Below are 16707 nucleotides of genomic sequence, written 5' to 3' on the forward strand. Positions count from 1 at the left end.
TTGTGAACAGGGCTGCCGCCACAAATTAATGAAATAGGGGTATTTATGACAAAATGTGAATAGAATAATCCTCCCTTGTCGACCATCGTGAACCCTGCCCATGAGCTACCACATTCTGGTTGTTGAAGATGATGCGGTTACCCGCGAGAAGCTGACCGGCTATTTCGAGCGGGAGGGCTATCGGGTGACGGCGGTCGAAAACGGCCAGGAGATGCGCGCCGTGCTGGCGGAGCAGCCGGTCGATCTGGTGATGCTGGATATCAACCTGCCGGGGGAAGATGGTCTGCTGCTGACCCGTGAACTGCGGGCGCGCAGCACGGTGGGGATCATTCTGGTCACCGGCCGCAGTGATGCGGTAGACCGGATAGTCGGCCTCGAGATGGGAGCCGATGACTATGTCACCAAGCCGTTCGAGCTCAGGGAACTGCTGGTGCGGGTCAAGAATCTGCTGTGGCGGATCTCGCTGGCGGCCGCCGCGCCGAGCGAGCCTGCGGTGGCTGATGATGCTGTGCGCTTCGGCCCCTGGCGGTTTGATATTCCCCGCCGCCAGCTCAGCAAGGACGGGGTGCCGGTGCGTCTGACCAAGGCCGAATATGAAGTGCTGGTGGCCTTTGTCGCCCATGCCGGGCGGGTGCTCAGTCGGGAGCGGATCCTGACCCTCATCAGCCATCGCGGCGATGGCCCGAGCGATCGCACCATAGACGTGTTGATCCGGCGGCTGCGCGGCAAGATGGAAGCGGATCCGCGGGATCCCCAGCTGTTTGTCACCGTCCATGGTGAAGGCTATCTGTTTGCCGGCGAGATAGCCTCCTGAGCCCGTTGCGGCGGCCTTGACCTGTTTGACCGGGTATCAGACCGGCGGGCGGGTATCAAACTGCGGGCAGTCGTCGCCAATCTGGTGCCAGGGCGCCTTGGAGCCGACGAAGATGTGAAACGCGGGTCGCTGGCTCGGCACATCGTCCAGTACCCCCAACCGCAGATTGATCTTGCCGCTGCTGCTCTTCTGGCTGAACAGGCTGGAACCGCAGTGACGACAGAAGGCCAGGGTGGTCTCTGCCGATTTGCGGTAGCGGCCGATGGCCTCTTTCCCCTTCACTATGGTGACCTGGTTGCCATCCAGTCCGCCGACCGAGGCGTAATCTCCCCCTGAAAACTTGCGGCATTCGCTGCAGTGGCAGTTCCCCATATAGTCGAACTGATCCGGCAGGGTCAGGGCGACGGCGCCGCACAGGCAGCTGGCATGTAACTCTTTCATCTCTTCTCCTTGAGTGTGCTAATCGGATTTTGAACGGCTATTCGACCCGATAGACGGGACGAAAAGCGCCATCCGAGAGGGAATCTGCGGGGTCGGCCAGCGGCGCAGACAGCGTCAGAATGGGTGGCCCCATCACCCGCGGACACTGTTCGGCACTGGCATCATGGTGTTGCAGCAGGCAGACCGCCTGAGCGACCGCAAGGCGCCCCTGCAGCCGCATCTGATCGCTGTTGGCGGCGAGGATCTTGCCCCGGCGCAGGCCCCGCTGTACCCCGTGGCTGAAGTAGGTGCTCAGCACCAGGGGTCTGTCGAGATGGCGCTGTGACAGTTCGTTGACGGCCACTTCGGCGGCGATGGCGCCCCCCACCAGATAGTCGAGGTCGGGATAGCGGGCCAGCGTCTGCTGCACCAGCGTGCGCTGGATTTCCCGGCTGTTGTCGCCGCGCTCGGTGGTGACCAGCTTGATGGCGCTCCCCTTGATGGCGTCGGCAAAGCCCGGCTCGACGAAGTTGTTGCCGCCGCTCGCCTGCGGGCCAGGGAAGAGGGCAACCGAGACCGGTTTGCTGCCGGCGGGGTGGCGCTGCGCCAGCCAGTGGCCAATCTGCCAGCCCATCTGGTACCAGGAGACCCCCACCTTCGCTTGCACCAGACCGCTGGGCAGATCGTTGACCAGTCCAAAGACCGGCAGCGGCGTGACCTTGATGGCCTCGCGCAAGCCCTGATAGCTCACCGCGCCGAGCAAGATGGCATTGCTCCCTTCCTGCACGCAGCGCTGCAACTGCTGACGCTGCTCGGCGAGGGCGCCATAGCCCCCTGCTTCGTGGATCTGCAACTTGACTCCTAGTCGCTTCGCCTCGTCCACCATGCCCTGATTGACCGAGAGCCAGTAGGCGTCGCGCAGATGGGGGTAGAGGGCACAGAGGGTCAGCGGCTTGGTTGCGGCGGCGGGGGCTGGCCACTGCTGGCGCACCGGCTGGCCACCAAATTCGCCGCCGGGCCAGATATCCACCGCAAAGGCGAGGGCGGCGCGGGGAAGCATTAGCAACCAGATCAGCAACAAGGGGGAGAGATAGACGCTTCGCATGGCCAGGGGTTTTGTTAAAGTGTTGGGCCATATTATCCGGTCAAAGCCGACCACAACCAAGGGACTTCCCGTGAGAATCTTTTCCGGCCTGGGTGGCAAGTTGCTGCTGGCCTTCTCCTTGATGGCGTTGTTGACCCTGAGTGCCTCCCTGCTGGGTTGGGTGGGGCTTAGCCATCTGCGCCAGCTGGAGCAAGGGGTGCAGCAGACTCTGGCCGATCAGGAGCTGGCCGCACGCTCTCTCGCCTCAGCGGTGAGATCCAGAGCGCGTCAAGGCTGCTGGCCACCGCAACCAGCGAGCAGGAGCGGGAGTATCAGGGGCGCCTGCTCACCCTGCAGGGACAAGAGATGCAGCGCGTGCTCAAACAGCTGGGGCGGGACGATCTGCCGCAGGGCATGGCTGCGCTCGATCGGTTGAGCCAGAGCATCATCGGCAATTTGGGCCAGCAGGGCTGGCTGGTGGGAGAGCGATTGACCCTGATGAGCGAGGGGGAGGCACAGCGCGCCCGTCTGGTGGCCGCGGCTGGCCAGATTGCCGAGCTGGCTCGCAGCCAGATGGAGAATGCCGAAACCGTGATGGTGGCAGGGCTTGGCTCACTCTATCAACAGCAGGGAGAGCGGGCTGCGCGGACCCTGGACCGCTTGCTGGAGCAGGATCTCGACTGGCTGGAGCAGATGACCGAGCTGCGCCATCGCACCCTGATGCAGCAGCAGCGCATCGAGGAGATATGGCGCAGCGAACAGCATGATCAATTGCAGACGCTGCGGCAGGATGGGCAGCGCGAGCTGGCCATCTTGCGATTGCGTGCCGGGGCGGTGACCGATCCGGCACGCCGGCAAGCGGTGGAGCAGGCGCTGACCGTGCTGGCACAGAGTGACAAGCTGATGCAACTGCGCAGCGACTGGCTCGGCAAGGGAGAGGCGCTGCGGGTGTTGGCCAATGCCAACGATGCCTTGATGAGCCGTCTCAACCGGCAGGTGGGTGAGCTGGTCAGCAGCGCCCGTGCGTCCCTTGGCGAGAGTCAGCAGGCGTTGAGGCAGCGCCTTAAACTGCTGGAGCAGGCGTTGATGGGAATTGGCCTGCTCACGCTGATGCTGCTGATGCTGTTGATGTGGCGCATGGTCTACGGCCGGATCGTCTGGCCGCTGCAGCGGGCGGTGGCGGGGATGAGTCGGTTGGCGCAGGGGGATCTGGCGCCCTTCGCGCCCATCGTCGGGGCGGGGCACGATGAGCTGGCCGAACTGGGGCGGGCGCTGCAGGTATTTCGTGACAATGCCGTCGAGCTGGGGCGCTATCAGCGCGAGCTGGAGTCGCGAGTCGAGGAGCGCACCGGCCAGCTCAGGCATGCCAACGAGCGTCTCAATCAAGAGGTGGAAAAGCAGCGACTGGCCCGCGCCGAGGCAGAGCAGGCCAACCGGGCCAAGTCGGTGTTTCTCGCCACCATGAGCCACGAGATCCGCACCCCCATGAACGGCATTCTCGGGGGCCTGACGCTGCTGGAAGATACCCACCTCAGCGAGACCCAGCAGCGCTATCTGGCCGCCATCGAGCACAGCGGCGAATCCCTGCTGGAGATCCTCAACGACATTCTCGACTACTCCAAGATAGAGGCGGGCCATGTGGAGGCGCGCCGCGAACCCTTCCCCCTGTTCCAGCTGGTGGATGAGCTGAGCGCGCTGTTTCGGCCAAAGGCAGAGGCCAAGGGGGTCACCCTGGTGCTGGAATATGCGCCCGGGCTGGCGCCTGTGGTCGAGGGGGATCTGGGCAAGCTGCGCCAGGTGCTCGGCAACTTGCTCGGCAATGCGGTCAAGTTTACCGCCCGTGGCCAGATTACCCTGACGGTGGCGCCTCTTGCCTGCCAAGGCCCTTGTGCCGAGCCCTGCATCCGCTTCGTGGTGCGCGATACCGGCCCCGGCATTCCGGCCGATGAGCAGGAGGCGGTGTTTGAGGCGTTTCGCCAGCGTAAGCGTGATATGGGCCATCAGGGCGGCACCGGGCTGGGACTGGCGATCAGCCGCAAGCTGGTGGCCGCCATGGGGGGCGAGCTGAACCTTGCCAGCGAACCGGGCCAGGGGTGTGAATTCAGCTTCAGCCTGCCCTTGCAACGCTCGAGTGCCCAGCTGCCCGCCGAGGCACAACCGCTGCACCTTGGCCAGTCCCGCGACATCCTGCTGGTGGAGGATAACGAGATAAACCGGCTGGTGGCGCACGGCATGCTGACCCGCCTCGGTCATCGCGTCACTCTGGCGGAGGATGGTCGCAGCGCGCTGGCGCTGGTAACCGAGCGCCCCTTCGAGCTGGCGCTGCTCGATATCAATCTGCCCGATATGGACGGCATGACCCTGCGCGAGGATCTGGCTGCCATCAGTGAGGAGATGCATGAACGGCCGCTGCCCGCCATCGCCATCTCGGCCCAGATGTATCCGGAGGATATCCGCCACTGCCTTGCCGCCGGGTTTGTCGATTTTGTCGGCAAGCCGGTGCGGCTGGCGGTGCTGGCGAACGCCATCGATCAGCTGTTTCGGCAGGAGGGCGCCTCTATCGAGCCGCGGGTGCAGTTATCAGTAGTTGTGCCCCCAACTAACCAGCCAGAGTGGGCCAATCCGGTGCTGGATGCCGATCTGCCCCTGCTCGGCATGGCGCGGATCCGCCAGCTGGTTGCGCTGTTTGAGTCGCAAGGGCGGGTGTTGGTGGATGAGTTGGCCCTGGGGGAGGGGAGTGAGCAACGTCAGCTGGCGCACAAGCTCAAGGGGAGTGCGCTGGCGCTTGGGTTGACCGAATTGGCCAGCCAATGTGCGGCTCTTGAGGCGGGAGGCGGGGAGCCTGCGGCAATCGGGGCGCAATTTGACGCGGCGCTGAGCGGGTTGCAGCAGTGGCTGGTGGCCAACAGGGATTCGCCGTTCTGATCCCTGCTGGCGATGTACAACGTTCAGAGGGGGTGGCCAGTCCCTGCGCCGTTATTCTATTTCGCGAAACAGCACCTGCTTGCACTTGGCGCAGACCCATTCCCGGCGAAAATCGCTCAGGTGCACCATGCCCACCTCCAGCAACTCGTGGTGGCCGCAGTGATAACAGAAGATGATATCGCCATCGACTGATTCAGGGTGGGCCGCCAGATATTCTGGCTTTGGTGGGGAGCTGCTCCCACGAGGTGGTGGGAACATGTTTGCGCTGGCTGGTGTAGTAGACCCAGTAGAACAGAAAAAAGACAGCCAGGATCACGAATGTCAGCAGATGGTCCATCTTGAACTCCTCCGGTTAGGTGCAACCCCTCGGATGCATGGCTGCAATCAGCTCCATCACCATTAAATTTGTTTCGAATGAATATGTTACAGGATGGATAAAGAGGGCGTTGTGATCCCCTTCGGGTTTTGCCCGCCCGCCGCGGGATGAGAAATGTGCCGTTTGGCTGAGCGGCCAGGGTATTGAACAGGGAGGGAATCTTGTTTTTCACAACATAAATTCAACATTTTTTTAGGTGGTTGGACTGTCTCTTTGATCCAGCTCACGTTACAATGCCCGCGCCCACTTCACCTAACGCGCAAACGATTTTCAGGAGAGAAACGGATGTTGAAACGTGACATGACCATCGCCAATTATGATCCGCAATTGTGGCAGGCCATCACAGACGAAACCCGTCGTCAGGAAGAACATATCGAGCTGATTGCGTCTGAGAACTACACCAGCCCCCGTGTCATGGAAGCCCAGGGCTCCCAGCTGACCAACAAGTACGCCGAAGGTTACCCCTCCAAGCGTTACTACGGTGGTTGCGAGTATGTGGATGTGGTCGAAACCCTGGCCATCGAGCGCGCCAAAGAGCTGTTCGGTGCCACCTACGCCAACGTGCAGCCGCACTCCGGCTCCCAGGCCAACAGCGCCGTTTACATGGCTCTGCTCCAGCCGGGCGACACCGTACTGGGCATGAACCTGGCCCACGGCGGTCACCTGACCCACGGCTCTCCGGTCAACTTCTCCGGCAAGCTTTACAACATCGTGCCTTACGGTATCGATGAGTCCGGCAAGATCGACTACGACGACATGGAACGTCAGGCTGTCGAGCACAAGCCGAAGATGATGATCGGTGGCTTCTCCGCCTACTCCGGCATCGTTGACTGGGCCCGCATGCGCGAAATCGCCGACAAGGTCGGGGCTTACCTGTTCGTCGACATGGCTCACGTGGCTGGTCTGATTGCCGCTGGCGTCTACCCGAACCCGGTTCCCCACGCTCACGTGGTCACCTCCACCACCCACAAGACCCTGGCCGGTCCGCGCGGTGGTCTGATCCTCTCTGCCGCTGACGACGAGGAGCTCTACAAGAAGCTCAACTCTGCCGTCTTCCCGGGTGGTCAGGGTGGCCCGCTGATGCACGTCATCGCCGGTAAAGCCGTTGCCTTCAAAGAGGCGCTGGAGCCGGAGTTCAAGACCTATCAGGCTCAGGTTGTCAAGAACGCCAAGGCGATGGCCGCCACCTTTATCGAGCGCGGTTACAAGATCGTCTCCGGCGGTACCGACAACCACCTGATGCTGGTTGATCTGATCGGCCGCGAGCTGACCGGTAAGGATGCTGACGCTGCGTTGGGCAAAGCCAACATCACCGTCAACAAGAACTCCGTGCCGAACGATCCGCGCTCCCCGTTCGTCACCTCCGGTGTGCGGATCGGTACCCCGGCCATCACTCGCCGCGGTTTCAAGGAAGCCGAGTCCATCGAGCTGACCCACTGGATCTGCGACGTACTGGACAACCACGACAACGATGCCGTGCTGGCCACCGTGCGTGAGAAGGTGCTGGATATCTGCCGCCGCTTCCCGGTTTATGGCTGATAAGTCAGACCATCCGGTTTGAGACCAATGCCACCTGCGGGTGGCATTGTTTTTTATGGCGTTGGGCAGCAGGGGAGGGATGAGATTGAACCGCGAAGAGAAGATGCAGAGCGAAGAGGCACACTCCTGCGCAGAGCGGGACAAGGCGCTGGAGGCGGAGCTTCGGCTGGCAATCCGCGCCCAGTACCATTTTCGTGCCAGTGAGCAGGGGCTGCTGGCATGGGATGTACGGCGGTTGGTGCGACTGAGCCGTGATCTGCCGCTGCAGGCGGTGGCATTGAGCGACATTGCCGAGCTTGACCGTGATCACTGGTATGGCCATGGCAGCGCCACTCCCACGGTGCGCAGCGTGGTCGAGCACTGCCAGCTCATCATGGCGGCGGATCTCGCCTACCCGGTCATTCTCGACAGCGCCGGTCGGGTGATGGATGGCATGCACAGGATTGGCAAGGCGTTGCTGCTGGGCCATAGCCATATCGAGGCGCGTCGCTTTGCCGTGGATCCGGCGCCCGATTATCAGGGCTGCGACCCCGATGCCCTGCCTTATGACGACTGAGCTCGGTTGATTGGATAGTAAGGGGGAACATCGGAAACACTATTTTTCAAGAGATAGATTGCAGGAGAGAGCTCAGTGAAGAGAGTGCTAGAGATTCGGAACTATCGGCTCAAAGCCGGGAGTGGAGCGATTTTTCATAAGTTGGTGGCAGAGCAGAGTTTGCCTCTACATCGTGAGTGGGGGATGGATGTGGTGAATCACGGACCCTCCCTTCATGATCCGGACGTTTATTTTTTGATGCGGGCTTACGATGACCTTGAGGAATTGAACCGTTCACAGGGGGCATTCTATGCCACTGAAGCATGGCGGACAGGTCCGAGAGAAGCCATTGTCGAGTTGATCGAGAGCGACGCCAATACTGTGCTCTGGTTGTCTGATGTCGCCATTGATGCACTCCGTGGTTGCTGATGGCATCTGTCACATCCCTTGTTTCCACGGGCTTTTACCGGTTCTGGATGGCCGTGCTACACTGGCCGACCTAGATCCTGGCCCGCCGGGCCGGTCCCTGTTCCATTAACGCCGGAGGTCCGATGCATTGCCCATTCTGTAGTGCGGTTGATACCAAGGTGATCGATTCCCGTCTGGTGGCAGAAGGCCATCAGGTGCGCCGCCGTCGTGAGTGTCTGCTCTGTCACGAGCGTTTTACCACCTTCGAGATGGCCGAGCTGGTGATGCCCCGCGTCATCAAGTCCAACGGTTCCCGCGAGCCGTTCAATGAAGACAAGCTGCGTGCCGGCATCCTGCGGGCGCTGGAGAAGCGGCCGGTGAGCATGGAGGCCATCGAAAAGGCGGTCAACCATATCAAATCCCGCCTGCGTGCCACCGGCGAGCGTGAAGTCGCCTCCGAGCTGGTGGGCAATCTGGTGATGGATGAGCTCAAGAGTCTGGACAAGGTGGCCTATATCCGCTTTGCCTCCGTCTATCGCAGCTTCGAAGATATTCGCGAGTTTGGCGAAGAGATTGCCAAGCTGGAGAAGTAAACCGCCATTCTCACCCATGTTGCCGCGTCCGATTACGCTGCGCTAATCGAACCTACGATACTGCGTAAAGTCGAGATGTGTTGTCAAAGGAGCCCGAATGTTTAGTCAAGATGATTACCAATGGATGAGTCGGGCCCTCGAACTGGCCCGCCGCGGCCGCTACACCACGGCCCCCAACCCCTGCGTCGGCGCCGTGCTGGTCAAGGATGGCGTGGTGGTTGGCGAAGGGTGGCATCAGAAAGCGGGCGAGCCCCATGCCGAGGTTTACGCCCTGCGCGCCGCCGGTGACAACGCCCGTGGCGCTACCGCCTATGTAACCCTCGAGCCCTGCTCCCACCACGGTCGTACTCCCCCCTGCGCCGAAGCGCTGATCAACGCTGGCGTGGCCCGGGTGGTGGCGGCCATGGTCGATCCCAATCCCCAGGTGGGTGGGCGTGGCCTGCGCATGCTCTCCGAAGCGGGCATCAAGACAGATTTCGGCCTGCTGGCGAGTGAAGCCGAAGCGCTCAACCCGGGCTTTTTCAAGCGGATGCGTACCGCCTTCCCGCGGGTGACCGTCAAGTTGGGAGCCAGCCTCGATGGCCGCACTGCCATGGCGAGCGGTGAGAGCCAGTGGATCACCTCCCCGGATGCGCGCCGCGATGTGCAACGACTGCGGGCCCGCCACGATGCGGTACTCTCCAGCGCTGAAACCGTGCTGGCCGATGGTGCCTCCCTGACCGTGCGCTGGGACGAGCTTCCCCCCTCGGTCAAGGCAAGTTATCCCAAAGAGACCCTGCGCCAGCCGCTGCGGGTCATCGTCGATTCGCAAAACCGGCTCACCCCAGACTTGCCGCTGTTCCAGAGCGAGAGTCCGGTGCTGCTGGCCCGCCACAAGGCATCCGGCGAGTGGCCCGCGTGGGTGCAGCAGCTGGAGCTGCCGCTGCTGGATGGCAAGCTGGATCTGGTCAGCCTCTTCATGCTGCTGGCCAAGCAGAACGTCAACTCGGTTCTGGTCGAGGCGGGCCCGCGGCTGTGCGGCGCTCTGCTGGAAAAAGGGCTGGTGGATGAGCTGGTGCTCTATCAGGCGCCCAAACTGATGGGCGACGAGGGGCGCGGCCTGTTCCATCTGCCGGGTCTGACCCGACTGTTCCAGGCCCCTAAGCTCGCCATCAAGGATGTGCGCATGGTGGGACCGGATATTCGCATTACCGCCAAAATAGCCTGATTTATCAATGTTCAAGGGGGCATAATCAGCCCCCGTCATCAGCAAGGTGATCTGCATGTTTACCGGAATTATCGAAGCGGTGGGAACCCTGGCCGAACTGCGCCGTCAGGGCGACGACATGGCCCTCACCGTTCATGCGCCGCATCTCGACTTCAGTGACGTCAAACTGGGCGACTCTATCGCCACCAACGGCGTCTGCCTCACCGTGGTTGCTCTTGGTGACAAGAGCTATACCGCCGACGTGTCGCTGGAAACCCTCTCCCGTACCGGCTTTGCCGCCGCCAGAGTGGGCGATCGGGTCAACCTCGAGAAGGCGCTGATGCCCACCTCCCGCCTCGGCGGCCATCTGGTCTCCGGCCATGTGGATGGGGTAGGGGAAGTGAAAAGCGTCTCCAGCAGCGGCCGCGCCATCGAGTACTGGATCAAGGCGCCGGGGGAACTCTCCCGCTATATCGCCGAGAAGGGCTCCATTGCGGTGGATGGCATCAGCCTCACCGTCAACGCGGTGCAGGGGGACCTTTTCCGCCTGACCATCGTGCCCCATACCGCGCAGGAGACCACCATCGCCAGCTGGAAGCCGGGCCACAAGGTCAACCTCGAGGTGGATCAGATCGCCCGCTATCTGGAGCGGCTGATGATGGGGAAAAGTCAGGAGAGCAGCGCTTCGACCCTGACCATGGAGACGCTGGCCAAGGCCGGTTTTCTCTGACGGTGTGCGCTGAATCTGGCCCCCAAAACGATTTTCTGTGATCCCGCTCTGATTGAAATGGAGCCGCTAGCCCCAATCTAGAGCAACATACACTCGCATTTGCGTTGAGCCTGCTGGCTCAACCCCCAAGCACACTGATGGAGTAGCCCATGGCGCTGAGCACAACCCAGGAAATCATTGCCGATATCAAGGCTGGCAAGATGGTGATCCTGATGGATGACGAAGACAGGGAGAACGAAGGGGACCTCATCATGGCCGCCTCCTGCGTCCGTCCGGAGGATATCAACTTCATGGCCCGCTACGGCCGTGGCCTCATCTGCCTGACCCTGACCCGGGATCGCTGCAAGCAATTGGCGCTGCCGCTGATGGTGGATCGCAACAATGCCCAGTTCTCCACCGCCTTTACCGTCTCCATCGAGGCGGCCGAAGGGGTGACCACAGGTATCTCAGCCGCCGATCGTGCGGTGACCGTGCAGGCCGCTGTGGCGCCCAATGCCAAGGCGGCCGATCTGGTGCAGCCGGGCCACATCTTCCCGCTGATGGCGCAGGATGGCGGCGTGCTGACCCGTGCCGGTCACACCGAAGCCGGTTGCGATCTGGCCCGTCTGGCCGGTTTCGAGCCTGCCGCCGTCATCGTCGAGATCCTCAACGAAGATGGCACCATGGCGCGCCGCCCTGACCTGGAGATCTTCGCCGAGGAGCACGGCATCAAGCTTGGCACCATCGCCGATCTTATCGAGTACCGCAACCAGCACGAGACCACGGTCGAGAAGGTGGCCGAGTGCAAGCTGCCCACCGAGTTTGGCGAGTTTGACCTTATCACCTTCCGCGACACCATCGACAATCAGGTTCACTTCGCCCTGAAAAAGGGTGAGGTGCAGGCCGATCAGCCGACCCTGGTGCGCGTCCATCTGCACGATGTGCTGAGCGATCTGCTGCTGACCGACCGCCACGCAGCCCGCAGCTGGCCGCTGCCCAAGTCCATGGCCCGCATCGCCGACGAGGGCGGCGTGCTGGTGATTTTGGGAGCGGAAGCACACGGCGCCGAGCTGCTGGCCCGGGTCAAGGGTTTTGAAGCCGCCGACAAGGGGTTGGCGCCGGAAGGGGCCAAGTGGCAGGGCACTTCACGCCGGGTTGGTGTTGGCTCCCAGATCCTCAAGGCCCTTGGCGTAAGCAAGATGCGCCTGTTGAGCTCGCCGAAGAAGTACCATGCCCTCGGTGGTTTCGGGCTGGAAGTAGTGGAATACGTCGGCGAGTAAAGGACTCAAGGTTCTACCAGAGAAGTACCATCCCCTTCAGGGTGGCTTCGGTCTGGCAGTGGTTGAGTACGTCGGCGAGTAAGCTCGCCGGACTGGTTAAATCGCGATCATGGCTGTCTATTGCGGCCATGGTTTTTGTCGTGGGTCTGTTGTGCTAGAATGTGCGCACTTTTGACTCCGGCCCTTTTGATTGCACAGATACAGGATTTCCAATGAAGGTTATCGAAGGAAATATCGCCGCTCCTGAGGCGCGCGTTGCTATTGTTGTTGCCCGTTTCAACAGCTTCATCAACGACAGCCTGGTGAACGGTGCGGTGGACGTACTGAAGCGTCAAGGTCAAGTGCAGGACAGCAACCTGACACTGGTAAAAGTGCCGGGCGCGGTTGAAATGCCATTGGTCATCAAAAAGCTGGCCAAGAGTGGTCAATATGACGCCATCGTGGCGGTCGGTACTGTCATCCGTGGCGGCACCTACCACTTCGACCTGGTGGCAAACGAGAACAGCAAAGGCATGGCTCAGGTAATGATGGAATATGAAATTCCCGTTGCCTTCGGGGTGCTGACCACTGAAAACATTGAACAAGCCATCGAGCGTGCAGGTACCAAGGCGGGTAACAAGGGTGCAGAGGCTGCACTGGCAGCGCTCGAAATGATCAACGTCCTGAAAGAACTGGACGTGTAACGAGGAGAAGTACATTGAAACCGTCTGAGCGCCGTAAAGCCCGCCATTGCGCCACCCAGGCCATCTACCAGTGGCAGATGACCAAGGCTAACGTGGGTGACATCGAAGAGCAGTTCAAGATCGATCAGGACACCAAGGGTGTAGACCTGAACTATTTCCGCGATCTGCTGTTCGGGGTAGCCCTCCACTGCAACGAGCTGGACAAGGTGTTTGCACCTTTCCTCTCCCGTCCGCTGGAAGAAGTGGACATGGTGGACAAGGCGATCCTGCGTCTGGCGACCTATGAGCTGACCCGTCGTGATGATGTACCGCCGCGCGTGGTCATCAACGAAGCGATCGAGCTGGCCAAAGCTTTTGCTGCCGATGACAGCCACAAGTTTGTCAACGGTGTACTGGACAAGGTGATCAAGTCGCTGAACAAGCGTTGATCCTGCTGTCCGTCAGCATCTAAGAGAGGAGCCAGCTTATTGCTGGCTTTTTACTGTATGGGTGAATTTGAGCTGATTGATAAGTACTTCAAGGTCCCCCACGCCCGCAAGGACGTGGTGATGGGCCCTGGAGATGACTGTGCCCTGCTGACCCTGCCCCCCGATACTCAACTGGCGGTGAGCACCGACACTCTGGTGAGCGGCGTACACTTCTTTCCCGACATGGATCCGGTGGATCTCGGCTACAAGGCGCTGGCGGTCAATCTCTCCGATCTCGCCGCCATGGGGGCCGAGCCGCGCTGGGTGTCGCTGGCGCTGACCTTGCCTGCCATTAACGAAGGTTGGGTCGCCGGTTTTGCCGAAGGGTTTCTGGAGCTGGCCGAGTACTACAATGTGGCGCTGGTGGGCGGAGACATGACCCGTGGGCCGCTCTCCATCACCATCTCGGTGAAGGGATCGGTGCCTGCCGGACGAGCCCTGATGCGCAGCGGTGCCAAAGCCGGTGACGGCGTCTATGTGACCGGCACTCTGGGAGATGCCGCGCTGGCGCTCTCCCACCTGCTGGGCAAACGCACCCTCAACGAGAACCAGTTGGCAGCTGTGCTGCCACGGCTCGACCACCCCCATCCCCGCATTCTGGCCGGTCAGGCGCTGCGCGGGCTGGCGGGCAGTGCGCTGGATCTCTCCGACGGTCTGGCATCGGATCTCGGCCATATCCTCAAGGCCTCCGGCGTGCGGGCCCAGATCGATCTCGATCTGCTGCCGCTCTCGCCGGTGTTGCAGGATGCGGTGAGCGAGCAGGAGGCGTGGCAACTGGCGTTGGCCGGTGGCGATGACTACGAGCTCTGTTTTACCGTACCGGAGGAGCATCGTGGCGCGCTCGATACGGCACTGGCCCACAGCGGGGTCAAGTTCAGCCGTATCGGCCGCATCGTGGCTGGCGAGCCGGGCATCGACTACCTGCGTGGCGACCAAGCGGTCGAGTTGCAACTGAAAGGGTGGGATCACTTCGCATGAGTTTGTTCAGGATAAAGCCCGAGCTGACACGACTGGATCTGAAAAATCCGCTTCATTTTTTGGCGGTGGGGTTTGGTTCCGGTCTCAGCCCCAAGGCGCCGGGCACCATGGGCACCCTGGCGGCCATTCCGCTCTATCTGCTGGTGAGCGGTCTGCCGACCCACTGGTTTATCGCCTTGCTGGCGGTGGGTTTTGTGGTCGGTATTCGTATCTGCCAGAGCGCCACCGATGCCATCGGCATGCCGGATCACGGCGCCATCGTCTGGGACGAGGTGATCGGTTTTGGCGTCACCATGATCGCCGCGCCAGCCGGCTGGGAGTGGGTGGTGGCGGGCTTCGCGCTGTTCCGGTTGTTTGACGTGCTCAAGCCCTGGCCCATCTCCTGGTTTGATCGCCGGATCCACGGTGGCCTGGGCATCATGCTGGACGATCTGATCGCCGGCCTGTTCGCCCTGTTTTGTATGCAATTACTGGCATTCTGGCTCGGCTGAGAGCCACCTTCCGGGGGATGACCGTTCTGGCATCCCCCGATTTATATCTGCTTAATTTTCATTCATCGGCATATGCTGCCGTTTATCATCCATTTCACATAAATATTCACTACTCATTCGGGGCTGGTGATTGTTTTGGAAATAGTGATAAATGCTGCTTGTTGCGTTGTTGTTGAAATTAAAGTAATGATACCAATAGATGTACGGACGCACCGGCCATTTGTGTGATGAAAATCATCATTTATCTCTGCCGAATTGGTGGTTATCTGCACAAAACATTGCGGAATTGTATAACTCAATCATTTACACCCGTGGTCAAACCGTCTAAGTTACTCGCGGGTTATTCCAAAAAAATGCAAAAAACCCGCCCGGATCGCTGGTTTCGCTGCCTCATGGATTGAGCAAATATTGCCCAAGGTAACAACCGGCATCTGCGGCTGATTTACGGACGAATTATTTGGGACGGATGTCCCCCGCAGAGGTAAACATGTCCTTGCTCGAAGTAAAGAACTTGCGGATCGAGTATCCCTCCCGCTACGGGGTGCTGGCCGCGGTGAAGGATCTCTCTTTCTCTATCGAAAAGGGTGAGATTGTCGGGGTGGTCGGTGAATCCGGCGCCGGCAAGTCCACCATCGGCAACGCCGTTATCGATCTGCTGAGCCCGCCGGGTCGCATCGCCCGTGGTGATATCTATCTCAATGGCGAGCTCATCTCCGGCAAGAGCCAGAATGAGATGCGGGCCATCCGTGGCTCCCGTATCGGGTTCATCTTCCAGGACCCCATGACCTCCCTCAACCCGCTGTTCACCGTTGAGCATCAGCTGGTGGAGACCATTCTGGCCAATACCGACCTCTCTCGCGAAGCCGCTTTTGCCAAGGCGCTGGAGCTGATGGGGGCGGTGGGTATCCCGCAGTCGGAGCTGCGCATCAAGCAGTATCCGCACCAATTCTCTGGTGGCATGCGTCAGCGGGTGGTTATCGCCATCGCGCTCTCCTGCGATCCGGAGCTGATCATCGCCGATGAACCGACCACGGCGCTCGACGTCTCCATCCAGGATCAGATCCTCCAGCTTATCCGGGCCCTCTGCAAAGAGCGTCAGGTGGGCTGCATGCTGGTGACCCACGACATGGGGGTGGTCTCCAACGTTACCGACAAGGTGGCGGTGATGTATCGCGGCGATCTTGTGGAGTTTGGCCTGACTGAACAGGTGCTGGGCAGCCCCAATCACCCCTATACCCGCAGCCTCATCTCGGCGGTACCCCGCTCCGATGTGAAGCTGGTGCGTTTCCCGCTGGTCTCCTATATCGAGGATGCCAGTGCGCCGGATACCAATATCGACCTCAAGACCCACTGGCTCGGCCAGAGTCAGGACGAGCGTGCCTATGAAGGGGCGCTGCTGCGGGTTGAGAACGTCGACCTGAAGTTTGTCACCAAGGACTCCATCTTCCCGAGTCGCCGCCAGTATGTGCGCGCCTGCAACAACATCAGCTTCGAGATCTTCGAGGGTGAAACCTTCGGTCTGGTGGGGGAATCGGGCTCCGGCAAATCGACCATTGCCCGCGCCATCACCGGTCTCTATCCGCCTGATACCGGCAAGATTTTCTTCGAGGGGATCGATCTGACCGCTCTCAAGAGCGAGCGCGAGCGTCGCCCGTTGCGTCGCCAGATGCAGATGGTGTTCCAGAACCCCTATTCGTCGATGAACCCGCGGATGAAGGTGCGCGACATCATTGCCGAGCCGATCCGCTTCCATCAGCTGGCGAGCAGCGAGAGCCAGATTGAGGGGATTGTCGGCGATCTGCTGGATCACGTGGGTCTCGGTCGTGGTGCCGGGGTCAAGTATCCCCACGAGTTTTCCGGCGGTCAGCGCCAGCGCATCTCCATTGCCCGCGCCCTGGCCACTCGCCCGCGCTTCCTCATCTGCGACGAGCCGACCTCGGCGCTGGATGTGTCGGTGCAGGCCCAGATCCTCAACCTGCTCAAGGATTTGCAGCAGGAGCTCAAGCTCACCATGCTGTTCATCAGCCACGATCTGCCGGTGATCCGCCAGATGTGCGACCGCATCGGGGTGATGCAGCACGGTCATCTGGTGGAAGTGGCCGAGACCGAGAAACTCTTTACCAATGCCGAGCATGAGTACAGCCGCAAGCTGATCTCCCTCATGCCGGAGTTCAAGGGAATGTCCCGCGAGGGGCTGGAAATCGCAAGCTAGGAGAGCG

Annotated in this window: 15 protein-coding genes and 2 pseudogenes; 14 read left to right on the forward strand and 3 right to left on the reverse strand. The window is 60.9% G+C overall.

Annotated features, from left to right (window positions below; all coding sequences use genetic code 11):
• Positions 1-100: 100 nt before the first annotated feature.
• Positions 101-814, forward strand: a complete 714-nt coding sequence (gene torR, locus ACW5W8_RS03880; protein ID WP_005349498.1) for a two-component system response regulator TorR — start codon at positions 101-103, stop codon at positions 812-814.
• Positions 815-850: 36 nt separating this feature from the next.
• Here torR and ACW5W8_RS03885 read toward each other — a convergent pair whose 3' ends face one another.
• Complete coding sequence (locus tag ACW5W8_RS03885; RefSeq protein WP_498626495.1) at positions 851-1255, reverse strand: GFA family protein; 405 nt, start codon at positions 1253-1255, stop codon at positions 851-853.
• A 37-nt stretch (positions 1256-1292) separates the two neighbouring features.
• Positions 1293-2339 carry a TMAO reductase system periplasmic protein TorT gene (gene torT, locus ACW5W8_RS03890; RefSeq protein WP_498626497.1) on the reverse strand — a complete coding sequence of 349 codons (1047 nt, stop codon included), beginning with the start codon at positions 2337-2339 and terminating at the stop codon, positions 1293-1295.
• A gap of 70 nt (positions 2340-2409) precedes the next feature.
• Between torT and torS the strand changes: the two are divergent.
• Positions 2410-5243, forward strand: a pseudogene (gene torS, locus ACW5W8_RS03895) (TMAO reductase system sensor histidine kinase/response regulator TorS).
• A 51-nt stretch (positions 5244-5294) separates the two neighbouring features.
• Here torS and ACW5W8_RS03900 read toward each other — a convergent pair.
• A pseudogene (locus ACW5W8_RS03900) lies at positions 5295-5580 on the reverse strand (hypothetical protein).
• Between the two features lie 324 nt (positions 5581-5904).
• Between ACW5W8_RS03900 and glyA the strand changes: the two are divergent.
• The 12 genes from glyA (at position 5905) to ACW5W8_RS03960 (ending at position 16700) form a co-directional block, all read left to right on the forward strand.
• Positions 5905-7158, forward strand: a complete 1254-nt coding sequence (glyA, locus tag ACW5W8_RS03905; RefSeq protein WP_005338884.1) for a serine hydroxymethyltransferase — start codon at positions 5905-5907, stop codon at positions 7156-7158.
• A gap of 79 nt (positions 7159-7237) precedes the next feature.
• A complete protein-coding gene (locus tag ACW5W8_RS03910) occupies positions 7238-7714 on the forward strand; it encodes a hypothetical protein (protein ID WP_498626498.1) in 477 nt (158 codons plus the stop codon).
• A gap of 75 nt (positions 7715-7789) precedes the next feature.
• The gene (locus ACW5W8_RS03915; RefSeq protein ID WP_498626499.1) at positions 7790-8122 is read left to right on the forward strand and encodes an NIPSNAP family protein; all 333 of its coding nucleotides are present in this window, start codon (positions 7790-7792) and stop codon (positions 8120-8122) included.
• Between the two features lie 122 nt (positions 8123-8244).
• Entirely contained in the window at positions 8245-8694 is a 450-nt protein-coding gene (nrdR, locus tag ACW5W8_RS03920) for a transcriptional regulator NrdR (protein ID WP_005338880.1), read from the forward strand.
• A 97-nt stretch (positions 8695-8791) separates the two neighbouring features.
• Positions 8792-9901, forward strand: a complete 1110-nt coding sequence (gene ribD / locus ACW5W8_RS03925) for a bifunctional diaminohydroxyphosphoribosylaminopyrimidine deaminase/5-amino-6-(5-phosphoribosylamino)uracil reductase RibD (protein ID WP_033114136.1) — start codon at positions 8792-8794, stop codon at positions 9899-9901.
• A gap of 55 nt (positions 9902-9956) precedes the next feature.
• A complete protein-coding gene (locus tag ACW5W8_RS03930) occupies positions 9957-10610 on the forward strand; it encodes a riboflavin synthase (RefSeq protein ID WP_047438140.1) in 654 nt (217 codons plus the stop codon).
• Positions 10611-10759: 149 nt separating this feature from the next.
• Positions 10760-11869: a bifunctional 3,4-dihydroxy-2-butanone-4-phosphate synthase/GTP cyclohydrolase II gene (ribBA, locus tag ACW5W8_RS03935; RefSeq protein ID WP_265774469.1), complete on the forward strand. Its 1110-nt coding sequence runs from the start codon at positions 10760-10762 to the stop codon at positions 11867-11869.
• A 212-nt stretch (positions 11870-12081) separates the two neighbouring features.
• Positions 12082-12552, forward strand: a complete 471-nt coding sequence (gene ribH / locus ACW5W8_RS03940; protein WP_005338866.1) for a 6,7-dimethyl-8-ribityllumazine synthase — start codon at positions 12082-12084, stop codon at positions 12550-12552.
• Between the two features lie 14 nt (positions 12553-12566).
• Positions 12567-12980: a transcription antitermination factor NusB gene (gene nusB / locus ACW5W8_RS03945; RefSeq protein WP_498626500.1), complete on the forward strand. Its 414-nt coding sequence runs from the start codon at positions 12567-12569 to the stop codon at positions 12978-12980.
• 57 nt (positions 12981-13037) lie between these two features.
• Positions 13038-13997, forward strand: coding sequence for a thiamine-phosphate kinase (thiL, locus tag ACW5W8_RS03950; RefSeq protein WP_498626501.1), 960 nt, complete (start codon positions 13038-13040; stop codon positions 13995-13997).
• Positions 13994-14488, forward strand: a complete 495-nt coding sequence (locus ACW5W8_RS03955; protein ID WP_005349509.1) for a phosphatidylglycerophosphatase A family protein — start codon at positions 13994-13996, stop codon at positions 14486-14488. The genes thiL and ACW5W8_RS03955 overlap by 4 nt, the downstream gene beginning before the upstream one ends.
• Before the next feature lie 487 nt (positions 14489-14975).
• Entirely contained in the window at positions 14976-16700 is a 1725-nt protein-coding gene (locus ACW5W8_RS03960) for a dipeptide ABC transporter ATP-binding protein (RefSeq protein ID WP_498626502.1), read from the forward strand.
• The last annotated feature ends 7 nt before the right edge of the window (positions 16701-16707 follow it).

The sequence above is a fragment of the Aeromonas aquatilis genome (genome assembly GCF_054052405.1).

Excerpts from the sequence above, each read along its gene's own strand:
- glyA (WP_005338884.1), top strand. The coding sequence starts at position 5,905 with ATGTTGAAACGTGACATGACCATCGCCAATTATGATCCGCAATTGTGG.
- ACW5W8_RS03885 (WP_498626495.1), bottom strand. The coding sequence starts at position 1,255 with ATGAAAGAGTTACATGCCAGCTGCCTGTGCGGCGCCGTCGCCCTGACC.
- thiL (WP_498626501.1), top strand. The coding sequence starts at position 13,038 with ATGGGTGAATTTGAGCTGATTGATAAGTACTTCAAGGTCCCCCACGCC.
- ACW5W8_RS03955 (WP_005349509.1), top strand. The coding sequence starts at position 13,994 with ATGAGTTTGTTCAGGATAAAGCCCGAGCTGACACGACTGGATCTGAAA.
- ACW5W8_RS03910 (WP_498626498.1), top strand. The coding sequence starts at position 7,238 with ATGAGATTGAACCGCGAAGAGAAGATGCAGAGCGAAGAGGCACACTCC.
- ribD (WP_033114136.1), top strand. The coding sequence starts at position 8,792 with ATGTTTAGTCAAGATGATTACCAATGGATGAGTCGGGCCCTCGAACTG.
- ACW5W8_RS03930 (WP_047438140.1), top strand. The coding sequence starts at position 9,957 with ATGTTTACCGGAATTATCGAAGCGGTGGGAACCCTGGCCGAACTGCGC.
- torT (WP_498626497.1), bottom strand. The coding sequence starts at position 2,339 with ATGCGAAGCGTCTATCTCTCCCCCTTGTTGCTGATCTGGTTGCTAATG.
- ribH (WP_005338866.1), top strand. The coding sequence starts at position 12,082 with ATGAAGGTTATCGAAGGAAATATCGCCGCTCCTGAGGCGCGCGTTGCT.
- ACW5W8_RS03960 (WP_498626502.1), top strand. The coding sequence starts at position 14,976 with ATGTCCTTGCTCGAAGTAAAGAACTTGCGGATCGAGTATCCCTCCCGC.
- ribBA (WP_265774469.1), top strand. The coding sequence starts at position 10,760 with ATGGCGCTGAGCACAACCCAGGAAATCATTGCCGATATCAAGGCTGGC.
- torR (WP_005349498.1), top strand. The coding sequence starts at position 101 with ATGAGCTACCACATTCTGGTTGTTGAAGATGATGCGGTTACCCGCGAG.
- nrdR (WP_005338880.1), top strand. The coding sequence starts at position 8,245 with ATGCATTGCCCATTCTGTAGTGCGGTTGATACCAAGGTGATCGATTCC.